This window comes from uncultured Microbacterium sp. (assembly GCF_963528945.1).
Taxonomy (GTDB): Bacteria; Actinomycetota; Actinomycetes; order Actinomycetales; family Microbacteriaceae; genus Microbacterium.
Genome location: NZ_CAURWX010000001.1, coordinates 548327 through 564105 on the forward strand (window position 1 = coordinate 548327; position 15779 = coordinate 564105).

The following is a 15779-nucleotide window of genomic DNA, read 5'->3' on the forward strand; positions in this document are numbered from 1 at the left end:
GCATGCCCGTAAAGAATTCCCGGGCGTTCGATGTCCCGGCGCCCGAGGTCATCCGTGTCTCTCACGTCTCCAAGCGGTTCACCGTTCGCAAGGACTCCTCGCTGAAGGAGCGCGTCGTGACGCTCGGGCGTGCGGGGAGACAGCACCGGCAGGACTTCTGGGGCTTGAGCGACGTCAGCCTCGGTATCAGTGCCGGCACGACGATCGGTCTCATCGGACATAACGGGTCCGGCAAGAGCACGCTCCTCAAGGTCCTGGGCGGCATCATTCAGCCCACGTCCGGCAGTGTCGAGCAGCGCGGACGGGTAGCTGCCCTCCTCGAGCTCGGAGCCGGGTTCCACCCGGATCTCACGGGGCGCGAGAACGTCTTCCTGAACGGCTCGGTGCTTGGACTGAGTCGGGAAGAGGTCGAGTCCCAGTTCGACGCGATCCTCGAGTTCTCCGGGGTCGGCGAGTTCATCGACACCCAGGTGAAGTTCTATTCGTCGGGGATGTACGTGCGGCTCGCGTTCGCGATCGCCGTGCATACCGATCCCGATATCCTGCTGGTCGACGAGGTCCTCGCCGTGGGCGACGAGCAGTTCCAGCAGAAGTGCCTCGACAAGATCAAAGAGTTCCAGACGGAGGGGCGAACGATCATCATCGTCAGTCACGCCCTCGATCAGATCCAGTCGCTGTGCGATCGAGTCGTCGTGATGGACACCGGCAAGCTGGTCTACGACGGCATTCCGGTGACGGCCATCGAGCGCTTCCGCGAATTGCTCGAAGACAACTCGGTGGGTCAGGCTCGCCCTGAGCCCATCTCCCGCGCGCTCGAGATCCGATCCGTCGAGATCACGAACGAGGCGAACAGTCGGACCGACGAAATCCGCTCGGGGGACGAGGTCAGTCTGATCATCGATGTCGAGATGATCAGACCCATCGAGCGTTGGGCGATCGGGTTCAGCGTGGACTCCTCGCTGGGCCAAATCGCTCTGGCGTCGAACACCGATCTGTTGGGGATCACTCTGGACCCGCTCCACGCGTCGCGAACGGTGAACATTACCTTCACCACCGATGGGCTGAGCCCGGGTACCTACACCGTGAACGTCAACGCTTCCGGTATCAGCGAACCCACCTCGCACGGACTGATGAACGCGGCGGAGTTCACCGTGCTGGGTGACGTCGTCTCGGTGGGTCCCGTGGCGACCAACGTGCGCATCGCATGAGGCCCGCCGTTTCTGGCGAGAGGCCGTTGGTCTCCGTCATCATTCCGGTCTACAACGCGGGGAGACACCTCGAACCGTGCGTGCGCTCGGTCCTGGCTCAGACCTACGAGAACGTCGAGGTCATCGTCGTCGACGACGGCTCCACCGACGGATCGGGGGAGCTCCTCGACCGCCTCGCCGCCGAGGACCAGCGCGTGCGCGTGCTGCACCAGAAGAACGCCGGCATCGCCGTCGCGCAGAACGCCGGGCTCGACGTCGCCGCTGGTGAGCTCATCACCTTCTGCGATAACGACGACCTCATGCTGCCGCGGATGCTGGAGCGGCTGGTCGATCTGCTTCTCCGAACCGGCGCTGACATGAGCTGCTGCCGCTGGCGCAACGTCGGAGCCAGCCGCGGGCAGGCCGAGCTGCGCAAGCATCGCGATGATCCGTTCGGCCGGTTCGAGGTTTTTCGTAACGCGCCTCGGGCGTATCAGCTCGTCTTCGCCGTCGCGGTGCGACGGCTGCTCCGAATGGAGCTGCGCTACTTCAGCGAAGCGAACTGGGGGAAGCTGTATCGCGCCGCGCTGTTCGACGGGCTGCGGTTCCCGCCGGGGAGATACGCGCAGGACGTGGCGGTTGCCATGCCGCTGTACCGCCGCATGTCCAAGGTCGTCTCGTGCAGCGACGGACTCTACCTCTGGCTGCAGCGGGGCGACAGCGTTTCGCACGCGCTCAAGTCGACGAGCTACTACTCCGACATCGTCTCCGCGCATGCGCGGTCGTTCGATCTCGCGATGAGCATGGGAATCACGCCCGCGCGCGCGTACCTCGGTCTGAAAGCGATCGACGTGGAGCGCCGAAGTGTGACCACGCTCGAGGAACGCGAGATATTCGAGGCCGACGAGAGCATCGTGAGCGAGCGCCTCTCGCGGCTGTCGTTCCGCCAACGGATGATCTGCAAGGCCTTGTTCTGGCAGCGGATGCTCGAGATGCAGGTTTACAACCGCACCGTGCACCGTCGTCGGTGACGTGCAGGTGCGCTATTAGGATGACTAATCGTGGCAAGAATGACTGAACGCGTGCTGGTGATCGTCCCCGCATGGAACGAGGAGCAGAACGTCGGCAACACTGTCGAGGAAATTCTCCAAGCCGACGATCGTTACGATGTCGTCGTCGTCGACGACGGATCGACCGATGCCACTGCCGCCGTTGCCCGCAGCGCCGGCGCCATCGTCCTTCCACTCCCGTTCAACCTTGGCGTGGGAGGTGCGATGAAGACGGGCTACACCTATGCTCAGCGCCACGGCTATGCCCGGGCCATTCAGGTCGACGCCGACGGTCAGCACAACCCCGCGAACATCGCAGAGGTACTGCACGGGCTCGATCGCGCGGACATCTCGATCGGTGCCCGCTTCGCCGACGTCGGCGACTACTCCGTCCGCGGCCCCCGCCGGTGGGCGATGGTCTTTCTCGCTTCGGTCGTCTCCCGCGTCACAGGAGCGAAACTCACTGACGTCACCAGTGGTTTCCGAGCGGCGAACGCGCGCGCCATCGCCCAGTACGTGCGCTACTACCCGGCCGAGTACCTCGGCGACACGATCGATTCCCTCGTCGCTGGGGCGCACGCCGGTCTGACCGTCACGCAGGTGCCCGTAGCCATGCGCCCGCGTGTGCACGGACGCCCTTCTCAGGGCGCTCTCGGCTCGACGATCTATCTGTTCCGCTCCGTTTTCGCCCTCGGCCTCGCTTTGCTGCGGGGGCGACGAAAGGCATCCGCATGATCGTCTTCCTCGGTATCGCGTTCGCTCTGCTCGTGTTGGCGATGATCGTCTGGATGCTGCTGACGCAGCGCCTGCGCGAGAAATACGCTGTGCTGTGGCTCATCATCGGCGTCGCGATGCTGGTCCTCACCGTGTTCCCGGGGCTGCTCGTCTGGCTCTCAGATGCGATCGGCGTGCAGGTTCCCGCGAACCTTCTCTTCATCGGAGCCATCGCTCTTCTGGTTGGCGTGACTCTGCACCAATCGTGGGAGATCTCGACAGCCGAGGAGGAGACGCGTCGAGTGGCCGAAGAGGTTGCGATCCTCCGGGCGGAGGTCGAGAGCTTGAAGCCCGGTCGCGGAACGATCGATCCCGACGTGCGCTGATTCTCGATTCTCGTCAGACGCTCGCGGGCGCGAGTGCTCGCTCCCGGTTCGTCCATGCGAGCGCGGCGAGCAGGGCGATGGCGAGAGTGAACGCCACCGAGCCCGCGATCCATACGGTCATGGGCGAGATGGGTGTGTTCCACCACCACTCGACATCGCGGTCAAGATTCATCCCCGGGTCGTCGAGACCCGTGATGTATCGCCGCAAATTGATGTGCAGCGCCATGCTGTTCGCGATTCCGAGCGAGGCCACGAGCACCGCAAGCTGCAGCCGGCTCATTCCGAGGGTCGCGCTTCGCAGCCCGACGAGAGCGATCCCGACGAACATCACCATCATCGGATAGACGTATCGCGGCTGTACGCCGGTTCCGACAGTGACTCCTTCGCGGACGAGGATGTAAAGCGGCACGGCAACGAGTCCTGCGGCGACACCGATGAGCGCGAGTCCCTTCCGCGGCGAACCTGCCTTCAAGCCCCAGAACACGACGGCCCCGACTACCACGACGGACGTGACCCAGACGAGCGGGGGCATGGGGGTGTCGAACCAGCCCAAGCCCCAGGTGCCGAGAGCCCCGACCCAGAGCTGCGGCAGCAGCTGGATGTTGGCCACAAGCAGGGAATAGATGCTCTGCGTGCGTTCGGTCTCCGCTGTGAGGACTCCCGACTGGCCACTCGTCAAGAAAAGCGATGCCGCGATGATCACAAGGGCCACAGGAAGAAGCAGTTCCAGAAGGAAGCGACGATCGCGCCGGAATCCGAGCACGACGGCCACGGCGACAGCCAGCACCCCGTAGGCTGCGGAATCGCTTCTCGCGCCCGCCCCCATGACCATGAGCAACACCGCGAGCGCGGCCAGGCCTACCTTCTTCTTGCCGCTCTGCAGGAAGAACCCCCACGTCGCAAGCCAGAGGCCGCTGGCCTGGATGATGGACCACGAGCTCGGGTTGACGCTGGGAATGAGGAAGGCACCGAGGGGCACGATCGCAACGAGCGCGCCCCAGAGGACGAGGTGGCGCGACCGAAGCGGCAGCAAGAAGAAGAGGGCGACGAGCATGCCGACGAAGAGGAGGGCGTTCAGCGAGCGCATCAGAATGATGGAGACCGACATGTCCGAGCTGACGAAGGCGCTCATCACCGCATAGAACACCGGCGGGTAGCCGTTGTCGAGCCAGTTGCCGCGAGTGGATGGCTCCATGGCGTGTTCGTCGAGAGGGCACGAGGCGGCCTGTCCGCCGTGGAAAGCGAAGCATGACGCGGCCTTCACCACATCGCCGGGGAGTTCACGAGTCGTCGCATCTGCCGTCGTCTCGCAGCGGTCGGCAGCGGGTCCGTTCGCACACCAGATGCTGCCCATGTGGTAATCCTCGTCCGGGCTCGAGCCCGGGGGCGAGGACACGCCCCAGGCCAGGAGAGCGAGCAACAGGGCAAGGGGCGCCATCACGGCGGCGACGATCTGTCGTGTCCGGCGGGTCATCGGGGGAAAACTCCTCGGTGTGGGCCACGACCACGCGGCCGGCTCATTTCGGCGGCGCTGGTGTCGCAGGTATTCTGGCTGGGTGCGTCTTCACCGAGTGTCATCCTATCCGCGCGCTCAGCGGTGTCCTGAACGCTCGCCGGATTCGTTGAACGGTGCGTCAGTGGAGCCCCCGAGATGACCACGTCGAAGGCGCGCACGCTGAGCGTCGTCATCCCCTCGTACAACTCTGCGCCGTGGCTCCCCTCGACCCTCGATGCTCTCGCCACGGCGGTGCGCGAAGCGGCCGCGGATGTCGAGGTGATCGTCGTCGACGACGGCAGTACCGACGGCTCGGATGTCGTGATCAACGAGCTGTCCGAGACGTTTCCGGGCGAACTCCGAGTGTTGCCGCAAGAGAACGGCGGCCGCTTCCTCGCTCGCTGGGCGGGTCTCGAGGCGGCGTCGTCCGACCTCGTGCTCCTTCTCGACTCCCGCGTCGTCGTGGCGCCGGACTCGCTGCGGTATCTCCTGAGCGCCGTGGCGGCGGACCCGCGCCCCGCCGGATGGAACGGGCACGTCCATACCGACCCGACTTCGCCCCTCGTGGGCCGCTTCTGGGAAGTGCCCACCTTCGTCTTCTGGGGCCGGTACCTGCGCGACCCACGCCCATACGACCTGACGGCCGACACCTTCGACAGCGCGCCGAAGGGCACCGGCGCGTTCCTCGCCCGTCGCGATACTCTGCGCCAGGCGTTCCTGCAGGCCTGGCCCGAGGGAGACGCGCGGCTCATCTCCGACGACACGAAGATCCTTCGATGGATCGCGGAGAACGGCGGCATCCGTCTCGACCCGGGCTTCTCAGCCACGTACCGTCCGCGGACCACGGTCTCCGGGTTCGTCCGTCACTCCTTCGATCGGGGCACCCTGTTCGTCGACAGCTACGCCGGCACCTCGCCACTGCGCTCGCTGATTCTCATCATCGCTGCGCTCGCGCCCATCGTCGCCCTCGCGGCCGTGGTGTGGCTGATCGTGGCTGGATGGGGAGTCCTGGCGATCGGGCTCATCGCCGTAGCGCTCATTCTCCTCGCCGCTCCGACGATTCCGGCGGCGCTGAACCGTTGCCCCCGTCGAGCGGTGCTCGCGTACCTCGCGTACGTCCCCATCTTCCTGGTGCCGTTCTGGAGCGGTCTCGTTCGCGGCATCGTCATCCACCGGTCCGCTTTCTTCGACAGAACTCGCACCGCCGGCCCCCCGGCCCGAAAGGCGCACTCATGATCATCTTCATCTACGGAACGACGGCCGAGGCCATCAAGCTCGCTCCCGTGGCGCGGCGGCTGGACCGCAAGGGCATCGAGGTGCAGCACTGGGTGACCCAGCAGCACACCGAGTCGCTGCGAAAGGCAATGCCCGAACTCGGATTCCCGCCGCCTGCGGAGGTCATCGCCGACGGCTTCCGCGGCAAGCCCCTGAAGTCGCCGGTGCAGATGGTGGGGTGGATGTTCGACGTGGCGCGGTGGTCGCTGCGGAACATCCGCCGCATTCGTAAGTCGCTACCGGCCGGTTCCGTCGTCGTCGTTCACGGCGACACCATGACGACCGTCCTCGGCACCTTCATCGGTCGTCGTCTGAAGGTCCCGGTCGCGCACATCGAAGCCGGGCTGCGCTCCGGGAACTGGCGACACCCATTCCCGGAGGAACTCGACCGGCGTATCGTCGGGAAGTTCGCACATATCCATTACGTCCCGACCGAGGAAGCGGCGCAGAACCTCGCATCGCAGCGGAACGTGGTGCTCACGCACGGCAACACGGCGAAGGATGCCGTCCGCGACGCTGCGAAGGACACCGACGCGGACACCCAGCCCTACGGCCTCGTGCTGCTGCACCGCTTCGAGTTCATCTCCAACTCCGCCCTCGTCACGGAGACGCTGAAGACGTTGGATCACCACAGCCCGCTGGGGCTGCGGCTGATCGTGGACGCGTACTCCCGCGATGCGATCGAGCAGACCATCTCCGACCTGGGCTTGACGAAATTCCAGGTCATGCCGAAGCTCGAGCACAGCCAGTTCGTCGCGGCGCTCCGCGCTGCGAGTTTCGTGGTCACTGATTCGGGCGGCATCCAACAGGAGGCGGCGGTCTTCGGTATCCCGACGCTGGTGCACCGAAAGGTCTCAGAGAGTCGCGAAGGCATCGGAACCAGTGCGGTGCTCTCCGGCTGGGATCAGGAGGTCGTAGCGGATTTCCTCGCTCACGCTCAGGACTACCGCGTACACGATGTCGATCCGGGCGCATCGCCCTCCGACATCATCGTCGACGATCTGATCTCTCGAGGTCTCGCCCACCCCGCTCCGTCGACGAGCGCCTGACCGCACGGTCACGTCGTCCGGTGAGGCGCGGGGTCACCCGAAGGCGAGATCGCTCCACGTTCTCCGCTGCGCGAGCTGGGAACGACGTTGGACGACTTCTTACAGCGGTGCGACCACGCTTCGCAGCCGCCGGGCGTTCCGGATATCGATCGCGAAGAACGTAGCGAGCACGACCACGCCGATGATGGCGTACGAGGTGAGCATCGCGCCGAGATCCGGGATCGTCAGCGAGAAGGCCACCCACTGCGCCGCAGAGGCGACGAGGAGCAGGACCGCGGCCGCGGGCGAGGCGGAGCTCGTCATCTTGATCATCATGCCCTGCGCCGCGATCCAGGGCATGTAGGCGAGCGCGGTGGGGACGAGCAGGTCGGCCGCCGGAGCATACGCCTCGGGGTAGATCAGCGCGACGATCCACGGGCCGAGCACGAGGAAGACCAGCACCATGACGATGCTCGTCGCCACAGACAGTCCGAGTGTCGCCAGCACCCCGATCCGTGAAAGGTCGGGGTTGTCCCGATGCTTGACGAATCGGGGGAGCAGGTAGAGGGACAACGTGGACGGTAGGAGGAAGCCGGTCTTCACCAGAACCGTGACGGAGGCGTACATGCCGGCCAGATCTTCCGGGGCCCCTGCGCGAAGGAAGATGACGTCAGAGCTCGTCAACCACGCGAAGGCCACCGTGAGCACGACGATCGTGATGCCGGCACGACTGAAGACTCCGTCCACCGGACGGGGCACACGGCGTGCTGTCCACATCCCGCCCACGACAGCGACGAGGAGGGCAGCGAGCACGGCGCCCACGATTCCGCCGAGGCCGGTTCCGACCGCGATGGCGAGCACGGCGAACGCCACCCGAGCGATCTGGGAGAACGTCGACCACCACACCGCGCGCGCCACCTGCCCCGAACCCTGCAGAAGGCCCATGGCGTCGGCGAACACGAAGCTGAGCGGGATCGTCGCGGCCGCTGCGAGGATGACCAGGGGAGTGGTGGAGAGCGACGACGCGAGCCACGGTGAGAGGGCCGCGACGACGAGCGCACCGCCCACGCCGAGCAGGACGGCGTCGACCGGCCACCGACGGCGCTGACCGCTCGGTGCTGCGGTGAGGGCCGACGCCGTCTGCACGGTGACGCTGCTCTGCAGCGAGGCGCTGCCGATGGCAGCAACGTTCACGATGACGAAGAACGCCGCGAGCAGGCCGAAGTCGGCGGGGGAGAGGAAACGAGCGCTGATCAACTGGAAGGCGAACGACGCCACGATCCCCAGGACACTCGCGACCCCCACCGCCAGAAGGGCCTTGCCATGCGAGCGCACGTGCACGCCGATACCCGTCCGAGCGGGCTTCGCGCCCGTCACCGTGTCATTCTCAGTCACGCGATCATCCTGACGTCAGTGGTGGGACCGCGCGTCTGGCGTGGTGCCGAGTGTCGCGCCCATGATACCCGGGGGGTCTGTACACAGCCCGGATGTCCGGCGGCGCTATCAGGCTCCGGATACCGGGGAGGGTAAGCTTCTTCGTTGTGACTACTCCCCACGATTCCGAGGGTGCGCCGTCCGCCGCCGCGCGCATCGCGCCGAGTGCCGACGTCTCCGAAGCTGCCCGCATCGGAAGGGGGAGCTCCGTCTGGCATCTGGCGCAGGTCCGCGAGGACGCGGTCCTCGGTGAGAACTGCATCGTCGGCCGCGGCGCATACATCGGCAGCGGCGTGCGCATGGGCGACGCCTGCAAAGTCCAGAACTACGCGCTGGTGTACGAACCGGCCGTCCTCGGCGCGGGGGTCTTCATCGGTCCGGCGGTCGTGCTCACCAACGACACGTACCCCCGCGCGATCAATCCAGACGGCACGCTCAAGTCTGCGCACGACTGGGAACCCGTCGGAGTTCGGATCGGTGACGGCGCGTCGATCGGAGCACGCGCGACCTGCGTCGCGCCCGTCCGGATCGGAGCGTGGGCCACGGTCGCGGCCGGTGCGGTCGTCGTGAAGGACGTTCCCGACTATGCACTCGTCGCAGGCGTCCCCGCCCGGCGGATCGGATGGGTCGGCAGAGCAGGTGTGCCGCTGACCGAGGAAGAACCGGGCCTCTGGGTGTGCTCGACCACAGGCGATCGCTATCGCGAAGCAGAAGGCTCTCTCGCATTGGAGGAACGATGACCGAATTCATCCCGGCGGCGAAGCCGCTGATCGGAGACGACGAGCGTGCAGCCGTCGACCGCGTGCTGCTCAGCGGCATGGTGGCCCAGGGGCCGGAGGTGGCGGCCTTCGAGAAGGAGTTCGCCGACCATTTCGTCGACGGCCTGCCGGTGGTCGCGGTCAACTCCGGGACGTCGGGTCTGCATCTCGGACTGCTGGCCGCAGGCGTCGGACCCGGGGATGAGGTCATCGTGCCGTCCTTCACCTTCGCGGCGACCGCCAACGCCGTCGCGCTGACCGGCGCTACGCCGGTCTTCGCCGATATCGAGCCCGAGACCTTCACGCTCGACCCCGCGGCCGTCGAGGCCGCGGTGTCGCCGAACACCCGCGGGATCCTCCCCGTCCACCTGTACGGCCACCCCGCGCGCATGGCGGAGCTCGGGGCCATCGCGGCGAAGCATGGCTTGGCGCTGTACGAGGATGCCGCGCAGGCTCACGGCGCGGCGCTCGGCGGTCGCCCCGTCGGGACGTTCGGATCGATGGCGATGTTCTCGCTCTACCCGACCAAGAACATGACGAGCGGTGAGGGCGGGATGGTCGTCACCTCGACCGAGGAGACCGCCCGCCGGGTTCGCCTGCTGCGCAACCAGGGCATGGAGCGGCAGTACGAGAACGAGGTCATCGGGTACAACGCCCGCATGACCGACATCCATGCCGCGATCGGACGGGTGCAGCTCGGGAAGGTCGACGCCTGGACGGAGACCCGCCGCACGAACGCCGCCTACCTCGACGCGCACCTCGACGGCGTCGCGATCCCGCCCGTCGCCGAGGGCGCACGCCACGTGTACCACCAGTACACCATCCGGGTGCAGGATGACCGCGACGGCTTCGTCCGCGCTTTGAAAGAGGAGCACTCCATCGGAAGCGGGGTCTACTACCCGATCCCGAACCACCGGCTGCCCTCGTTGCAGCACTTCGCCCCGGGGTTGGATCTGCCCGAGACCGAGCGCGCGGCTCAGGAGGCCGTCTCCCTGCCGGTGCATCCGTCCCTGTCCGAGGCCGACCTCGACCGCATCGTCACCGCGGTGAACGCGCTCGCCGGAGCAGGCAGCTGATGGCGGCATTGCGCGCCGGGCTGCTCGGAGTCGGATCGATGGGGCGCCACCACGCCCGCATTCTGCGCGACATCGAGGGCGTCGAGTTGGTCGCGATCGCCGATCCCGGAGGGGATCCGTACCGCGTCGCGGGGGGCGTCCCCCTTCTGGGAGATGTGCACCAGCTCATCGCAGCCGGCATCGACATCGCCGTCGTCGCTATCCCGACGCGGTTCCACGCCGAAGCGGCGCTGGCTCTCGCCGACGCGGACGTCCACACCCTCGTCGAGAAGCCCATCGCGGACGATAGCGTCTCGGGACATCGCGTCAGCGAGCGGTTCGAGGCCCGTGGCCTCGTCGGCGCGGTCGGGCACGTCGAGCGCTTCAACCCCGCGTTGCAGCAGCTTCGCGCTCGGCTGGCCGCGGGAGACGCCGGCTCCGTCTACCAGATCGCGACCCGTCGGCAGAGCACCTTCCCTGCACGTATCGGCGATGTCGGCGTGGCGAAGGACCTCGGTACCCACGACATCGATCTGACGGCCTGGGTCGCCCAGTCGCTGTACTCGTCGATCAGTGCTCAGACGGCCTTCAAGAGCGGACGCGAGCACGAGGACATGATCGCGATGACCGGTCGACTCGGCAACGGGATCGTCACCAATCACCTCATCAACTGGCTCAGCCCCATGAAGGAGCGGGTCACGATGGTGACCGGTGAGCGCGGAACCTTCGTCGCCGATACCGCCACCGGCGATCTGACCTTCCACGCGAACGGCACCGAGCCCCTGGAATGGGAGTCGGTGTCATCGTTCCGCGGGGTGTCGGAGGGCGACATCACTCGCTTCGCGTTCGCCAAGCGAGAGCCGCTTCGCGCTGAGCTCGAGGCCTTCCGCGACGCGGTCCTCGGCAGACCCAGCGAGCTCTCCACCATGGGCGAGGCAGTGCACACCCTCGAGGTGGTGGAGTCCGCGCTCGAGTCCGCGCGTGATGGCGGGAAGCTGGTGGGCATTGGGCGCGCAGACAGCTGATCTCCTCGTCGTCGGCTCGGGTTTCTTCGGCCTGACCATCGCGGAGCGCGCGGCGGAGGCCGGGCGCAAGGTCACCGTGATCGATCGTCGGTCGCACATCGGCGGCAACGCCTACAGCGAGGTCGACCCCGAGACCGGCATCGAGGTGCACCGCTATGGAGCGCACCTCTTCCACACATCGAACCCCACGGTGTGGGAGTACGTCAACCGATTCACGTCGTTCACGAACTACGTGCACCGCGTCTACACGACGCACCAGGGCACGGTCTTCCCGATGCCCGTGAATCTCGGCACGATCAACCAGTTCTTCCATTCCGCCTACACGCCGGACCAGGCGCGCGCGCTCGTCCGCGAGCAGGCCGGCGAGTTCGATGCGAAGACGGCGAAGAACTTCGAGGAGAAGGGCATCGCGCTCGTCGGCCGCCCGCTCTTCGAGGCGTTCTTCCGCGATTACACCGCCAAGCAGTGGCAGACCGATCCGCAGAACCTGTCGGGTGACATCATCAGCCGTCTTCCGGTGCGCTACACCTACGACAACCGCTACTTCAATGACACCTGGGAGGGGCTGCCCACCGACGGCTACACCGCCTGGTTGGAGCGGATGGCCGACCACCCGAACATCGAGGTGCAGCTGGAGGTCGACTTCTTCGACGAGTCTCAGCCGCTCAACAGGCGCGCGACCGTCGGGCAGCTGCCGATCGTCTACACCGGGCCGGTCGACCGTTACTTCGACTATTCCGAGGGTGCCCTGAGCTGGCGGACGCTCGACTTCGAGCGGGAGGTGCTCCCGGTGCAGGACTTCCAGGGCACGAGCGTCATGAACTATCCCGACATGGACGTCCCGTACACGCGCATCCACGAGTTCAAGCACTTCCACCCCGAGCGCAGAGACGTGTACGAGGCGGACAAGACGGTGATCATGCGCGAGTTCTCCCGCTTCGCCGATCGGGACGACGAACCGTACTACCCGGTCAACACGCCGACCGACCGCGAGGGCCTGCTGTCGTACCGCGAGCTCACGAGGGGCGAACGCGACGTGCACTTCGGCGGACGGCTCGGAACCTACCAGTATCTCGACATGCACATGGCGATCGGCTCGGCGCTGTCCATGTGGAACAACCAGCTCTCGTAGACTCGTCATCGTGAGTCACGCTGCTGTCGGGGCGCCGGGGACGCCCCGGCGATATCTGCATTCGCTCTGGCTGCTGTCGGCGCGCGACCTCAAGGTCCGGTACTCGACGAGCTTCCTCGGCTACCTCTGGTCGGTCCTGGATCCGCTCGTCATGAGCGGGATCTACTGGTTCGTGTTCACCCAGATCTTCCACCGCGACGTCGGGGAAGAGCCGTACATCGTCTTCCTCATCAGCGCCCTGCTGCCGTGGGTGTGGTTCAACTCGTCGGTGTCCGACTTCACGCGGGCGTTCAAGAAGGATGCGCGCCTCGTTCGGTCGACATCGATCCCGCGCACCATCTGGGTCAACAGGATCGTGCTGAGCAAGGGCATCGAATACCTCTTCTCCCTTCCCGTGCTCGTGCTGTTCGTCGTCTTCGCTCCGGGCACCGAGGTCGGGTGGGGTCTGCTCTGGATGCCGGTCGCCATGGTGCTGCAGACCGTGCTGCTCGTCGGTCTCGGGCTTCTGGTGGCCCCGCTCTGCGTGATGTTCGTCGACCTCGAGCGCACGACGGCCCTGATCCTGCGCGCGATGTTCTACGCGACCCCCATCATCTACAACGTCACGGACCTGCCGGGCATGTTCCAGACGCTCGGCGCTTTCAACCCGCTGGCGGGCATCTTCATGCTCTACCGGATGCCGTTCTTCCCGGATCAGTGGAACCCCTTCACCTTGATCGTCAGCGTGCTGATGAGCTTCGCGATCCTCGGACTCGGCGTCTGGGTGTTCCGAGCCATGGAACGCCCCGTGTTGAAGGAGCTGTGATGGGCCCCGCGATCGTCGCCGAGAGCCTCGGCGTGCACTTCCGCCGCAACCGGCGGGGGAGCAGGAGCTTCAAAGATCTGTTCGCGGGTGCCTCGCGTCGCTCGCGTCCCGGCGAGTTCTGGGCTCTTCGAGACGTCTCGTTCCGCGTGGAGCCGGGGGAGTCGATCGGCGTGGTCGGCCGCAACGGACAGGGAAAATCGACCCTGCTCCGTCTCGTCGCCGGCGTGCTGCTGCCGGACGAGGGACACGTCGAGGTGAACGGCGGAGTCGCTCCGCTGATCGAGATCACCGGAGGATTCGTCGGCGACCTGACCGTGCGGGAGAATGTCCGTCTCACGGCGGGGCTCCACGGGATGTCCCGTGACGAGGTGTCGCGGCGCTATGACGACATCATCGGCTTCGCCGAGCTCGCCGGCTTCGAGGACACCCCCTACAAGCACCTGTCGAACGGCATGAAGGTGCGCCTGGCGTTCTCGGTCGTCTCGCAGCTCGACGAGCCGATCCTGCTCGTCGACGAGGTTCTCGCGGTGGGCGACAAGGCCTTCCGGGAGAAGTGCTACAAGCGTATCGACGAGCTGCTCGCCGACGGTCGCACCCTCTTCTTCGTGAGCCACAACGAGCGCGACCTGCGTCGTTTCTGCACGCGAGGCCTCTACCTCGACAAGGGCGGGCTCGTGCTGGATGCTCCGATCGCCGACGTGCTCGAACGATACAACTCCGACTACAACGACTGAGACGGCCCGAGCACGCGGCACTCGCCACGCGGGTGTCGCGACCGGATCAGAGACCCACGAGCGTACGCAGCTCCTGCACCGAACTGCGGGCGGCGTCGACGGCGTCGGCGGACGCCGAGCCGCCGGTGAGGGCGGTTCGCAGGTCCGCCAGTCGCTGCGCATATCCGGAGACCGCGTCGCGCCACTGCGGATCGATGGCCGTCGGCGGCTGCGCGTCGGAGAGGCGCTGGGCGTCTTCCTGCAGCGTGTCGAGCACCGGCAACGCGTCCTGCCCGGACGAGCCGGCGATGATGTCGAGCCCGCGCGGCGCGTCCGTGAGCCAACCGCTCACCTGGGTGCGGAACGCCTCGATCGAGGGCGCTTCGGGGACCGGAGGACTTTCGGCCGAGGGAGTTGAAGGCTCGGGGCTCGCGGAAGGCGCGCCGCTCGGCAACGGGGACGGCGAGGAGCCCGGCTGCGCGCTCGACGAGGAGGCAGAGGGTGAGGGCGTGCTCCCCGGCTCCGCCGCGTCGCCGCGCGGCAGGAAGACGATCAGCAGGATGCCGGCGACGACGAGAGCCGCCGCTACGAGAGCGACGACCAGCCACACCCGTCGGCGGTCACGCGGCTTCGGCTCCATCGGCGCCCACCGCACATCGGGCTGTTCACTCATCTCATGCCTCCAACGGTGCCATGGGCTGCCAGGTGCGGTCGCGGCCGATGCGTCCGCCTTCGCGCAGCCCGCGGAAGAGGTTGCTCGTGCCGCGCACCGTGCGCTCGACGAAGAAGAGCCGGATGAGCTCCTTGGCGAACGTCATCGCCGTGCCGAGTCCGAAGAGCACCGGGTTGTACACGCCGTGGGCGCGATAATAGTGCTTGATGTAGGCACGATTGCGCATGATGTAGAAGCGGTAGGCGTTGCTCGACGCGTTCATGTGCCGGATGCCCATGTCCCACTGCTTGATCTCGCGCGTGCGGCGCAGCACGAACTCGTCGACGATGACAGCCGTGGTGAGGCGCGACGCCAGCCACCCGTACATCTGGTCGTCCCAGTAGATGAAGAACCGGGGGTCGGGCAGGCCGATCCGCTGCACGATCGAACGATGGATGAACATGCCCTCGAAGCATCCGCTGTTCATCTCTTTGAAGCCGGAATCATCGAAGCCGGACGGTGCGAACGGGATGGGGATGCCCATGCGCTCGGCGATGCGGTACTGCCAGTAGAACTCGCTGCCGTCGTAGTCGTAGCGGCGTCCCTGGATGCTCTTGAACCGCGGAGCCCACGCGCCCATCCGGGCGAGGCCGTCGGGGAGGACCTCGACGTCGTCATCCATCATCCAGATCCACTCCGAGCCGAGCTCGTACGCGGTGCGCATGCCCTCGCTGAAGCCGCCGGATCCGCCGGTGTTGGTCTCGAGGCGCCGGTAGACGACCTCGGTGCCGATCGTCGGGCGGAACGAGTCGACCACCTCGGTGGTGTCGTCCGACGACGCGTTGTCGATGATGACCACGTGACCCGGCTTCGGGTCCATCGCCGTGATGCTGGTGAGCAGCCCGCGCAACAGGTGCGAGCGGTTGTACGTGACGATGACGATCGTCGCCGTCTGCGGGTCGAAGGAGGGGGCGTGCGTCACGTGTGGGGTCTCCGAGGTTCTGGCGCCGCGCGCCTTCCTCACGAAAGGCGGGGGAGTCGATGAGCAGTAGCCAGCCTACCCTCAGCGGC

Annotated in this window: 16 protein-coding genes; 12 read left to right on the forward strand and 4 right to left on the reverse strand. The window is 66.5% G+C overall.

The genetic code is table 11. The annotated features are described in order from the left end of the window. Positions 1–2 precede the first annotated feature (2 nt). From RWS82_RS02420 to RWS82_RS02435, 4 genes are read left to right on the forward strand one after another with little or no spacing between them, the layout of a single operon-like run. Positions 3–1208 carry an ABC transporter ATP-binding protein gene (locus tag RWS82_RS02420; protein ID WP_314646501.1) on the forward strand — a complete coding sequence of 402 codons (1206 nt, stop codon included), beginning with the start codon at positions 3–5 and terminating at the stop codon, positions 1206–1208. Continuing rightward, entirely contained in the window at positions 1205–2218 is a 1014-nt protein-coding gene (locus RWS82_RS02425; protein ID WP_314646504.1) for a glycosyltransferase, read from the forward strand. Before RWS82_RS02420 ends, RWS82_RS02425 begins: the two co-directional genes overlap by 4 nt. Before the next feature lie 39 nt (positions 2219–2257). Then, positions 2258–2971 (forward strand): glycosyltransferase family 2 protein, encoded by a 714-nt coding sequence (locus RWS82_RS02430; protein WP_314648158.1) that lies wholly within the window; start codon positions 2258–2260, stop codon positions 2969–2971. Then, the gene (locus tag RWS82_RS02435) at positions 2968–3336 is read left to right on the forward strand and encodes a DUF2304 domain-containing protein (protein ID WP_314646506.1); all 369 of its coding nucleotides are present in this window, start codon (positions 2968–2970) and stop codon (positions 3334–3336) included. The genes RWS82_RS02430 and RWS82_RS02435 overlap by 4 nt, the downstream gene beginning before the upstream one ends. 13 nt (positions 3337–3349) lie before the next feature. On the opposite strand, the gene RWS82_RS02440 is transcribed toward RWS82_RS02435, so the two are convergent. Further along, complete coding sequence (locus tag RWS82_RS02440; RefSeq protein WP_314646508.1) at positions 3350–4810, reverse strand: DUF2142 domain-containing protein; 1461 nt, start codon at positions 4808–4810, stop codon at positions 3350–3352. A 177-nt stretch (positions 4811–4987) separates the two neighbouring features. Here RWS82_RS02440 and RWS82_RS02445 point away from each other — a divergent pair, with 177 nt between their 5' ends. Both RWS82_RS02445 and RWS82_RS02450 read left to right on the forward strand, forming a co-directional pair. Continuing rightward, the gene (locus RWS82_RS02445) at positions 4988–6067 is read left to right on the forward strand and encodes a glycosyltransferase family 2 protein (protein WP_314646511.1); all 1080 of its coding nucleotides are present in this window, start codon (positions 4988–4990) and stop codon (positions 6065–6067) included. Then, complete coding sequence (locus RWS82_RS02450) at positions 6064–7155, forward strand: UDP-N-acetylglucosamine 2-epimerase (protein WP_314646514.1); 1092 nt, start codon at positions 6064–6066, stop codon at positions 7153–7155. Before RWS82_RS02445 ends, RWS82_RS02450 begins: the two co-directional genes overlap by 4 nt. Positions 7156–7254: 99 nt before the next feature. Here the strand turns inward: RWS82_RS02450 and RWS82_RS02455 are convergent, their stop codons facing one another. Continuing rightward, positions 7255–8529 carry an oligosaccharide flippase family protein gene (locus RWS82_RS02455; RefSeq protein ID WP_314646516.1) on the reverse strand — a complete coding sequence of 425 codons (1275 nt, stop codon included), beginning with the start codon at positions 8527–8529 and terminating at the stop codon, positions 7255–7257. 92 nt (positions 8530–8621) lie between these two features. Between RWS82_RS02455 and RWS82_RS02460 the strand changes: the two genes are divergently transcribed. Genes RWS82_RS02460 through RWS82_RS02485 form a run of 6 tightly spaced genes read left to right on the forward strand, consistent with a single transcriptional unit; the run spans position 8622 to position 14077 of the window. Continuing rightward, the gene (locus tag RWS82_RS02460; RefSeq protein ID WP_314646519.1) at positions 8622–9308 is read left to right on the forward strand and encodes an acyltransferase; all 687 of its coding nucleotides are present in this window, start codon (positions 8622–8624) and stop codon (positions 9306–9308) included. Beyond that, on the forward strand, positions 9305–10402 hold the full coding sequence (locus tag RWS82_RS02465; protein ID WP_314646522.1) for a DegT/DnrJ/EryC1/StrS family aminotransferase: 1098 nt from the start codon (positions 9305–9307) through the stop codon (positions 10400–10402). The genes RWS82_RS02460 and RWS82_RS02465 overlap by 4 nt, the downstream gene beginning before the upstream one ends. Further along, on the forward strand, positions 10402–11406 hold the full coding sequence (locus RWS82_RS02470) for a Gfo/Idh/MocA family oxidoreductase (protein WP_314646524.1): 1005 nt from the start codon (positions 10402–10404) through the stop codon (positions 11404–11406). Before RWS82_RS02465 ends, RWS82_RS02470 begins: the two co-directional genes overlap by 1 nt. Beyond that, positions 11366–12538, forward strand: coding sequence for a UDP-galactopyranose mutase (glf, locus tag RWS82_RS02475; protein ID WP_314646527.1), 1173 nt, complete (start codon positions 11366–11368; stop codon positions 12536–12538). The genes RWS82_RS02470 and glf overlap by 41 nt, the downstream gene beginning before the upstream one ends. A gap of 10 nt (positions 12539–12548) precedes the next feature. Then, positions 12549–13343, forward strand: a complete 795-nt coding sequence (locus RWS82_RS02480; protein WP_314646528.1) for an ABC transporter permease — start codon at positions 12549–12551, stop codon at positions 13341–13343. After that, the gene (locus RWS82_RS02485) at positions 13343–14077 is read left to right on the forward strand and encodes an ABC transporter ATP-binding protein (RefSeq protein ID WP_314646529.1); all 735 of its coding nucleotides are present in this window, start codon (positions 13343–13345) and stop codon (positions 14075–14077) included. The genes RWS82_RS02480 and RWS82_RS02485 overlap by 1 nt, the downstream gene beginning before the upstream one ends. 46 nt (positions 14078–14123) lie before the next feature. On the opposite strand, the gene RWS82_RS02490 is transcribed toward RWS82_RS02485, so the two are convergent. Beyond that, complete coding sequence (locus RWS82_RS02490; protein WP_314646532.1) at positions 14124–14729, reverse strand: hypothetical protein; 606 nt, start codon at positions 14727–14729, stop codon at positions 14124–14126. A 1-nt stretch (position 14730) separates the two neighbouring features. After that, entirely contained in the window at positions 14731–15690 is a 960-nt protein-coding gene (locus tag RWS82_RS02495) for a glycosyltransferase family 2 protein (RefSeq protein ID WP_314646534.1), read from the reverse strand. Positions 15691–15779: the final 89 nt, after the last annotated feature.

What these genes read in the sequence shown, in the direction of transcription:
- RWS82_RS02485 (WP_314646529.1), top strand. Translation starts at nt 13,343, where the DNA reads ATGGGCCCCGCGATCGTCGCCGAGAGCCTCGGCGTGCACTTCCGCCGC.
- RWS82_RS02490 (WP_314646532.1), bottom strand. Translation starts at nt 14,729, where the DNA reads ATGAGTGAACAGCCCGATGTGCGGTGGGCGCCGATGGAGCCGAAGCCG.
- RWS82_RS02465 (WP_314646522.1), top strand. Translation starts at nt 9,305, where the DNA reads ATGACCGAATTCATCCCGGCGGCGAAGCCGCTGATCGGAGACGACGAG.
- RWS82_RS02435 (WP_314646506.1), top strand. Translation starts at nt 2,968, where the DNA reads ATGATCGTCTTCCTCGGTATCGCGTTCGCTCTGCTCGTGTTGGCGATG.
- RWS82_RS02445 (WP_314646511.1), top strand. Translation starts at nt 4,988, where the DNA reads ATGACCACGTCGAAGGCGCGCACGCTGAGCGTCGTCATCCCCTCGTAC.
- glf (WP_314646527.1), top strand. Translation starts at nt 11,366, where the DNA reads ATGGCGGGAAGCTGGTGGGCATTGGGCGCGCAGACAGCTGATCTCCTC.
- RWS82_RS02450 (WP_314646514.1), top strand. Translation starts at nt 6,064, where the DNA reads ATGATCATCTTCATCTACGGAACGACGGCCGAGGCCATCAAGCTCGCT.
- RWS82_RS02425 (WP_314646504.1), top strand. Translation starts at nt 1,205, where the DNA reads ATGAGGCCCGCCGTTTCTGGCGAGAGGCCGTTGGTCTCCGTCATCATT.
- RWS82_RS02460 (WP_314646519.1), top strand. Translation starts at nt 8,622, where the DNA reads ATGTCCGGCGGCGCTATCAGGCTCCGGATACCGGGGAGGGTAAGCTTC.
- RWS82_RS02440 (WP_314646508.1), bottom strand. Translation starts at nt 4,810, where the DNA reads ATGACCCGCCGGACACGACAGATCGTCGCCGCCGTGATGGCGCCCCTT.
- RWS82_RS02430 (WP_314648158.1), top strand. Translation starts at nt 2,258, where the DNA reads ATGACTGAACGCGTGCTGGTGATCGTCCCCGCATGGAACGAGGAGCAG.
- RWS82_RS02420 (WP_314646501.1), top strand. Translation starts at nt 3, where the DNA reads ATGCCCGTAAAGAATTCCCGGGCGTTCGATGTCCCGGCGCCCGAGGTC.
- RWS82_RS02470 (WP_314646524.1), top strand. Translation starts at nt 10,402, where the DNA reads ATGGCGGCATTGCGCGCCGGGCTGCTCGGAGTCGGATCGATGGGGCGC.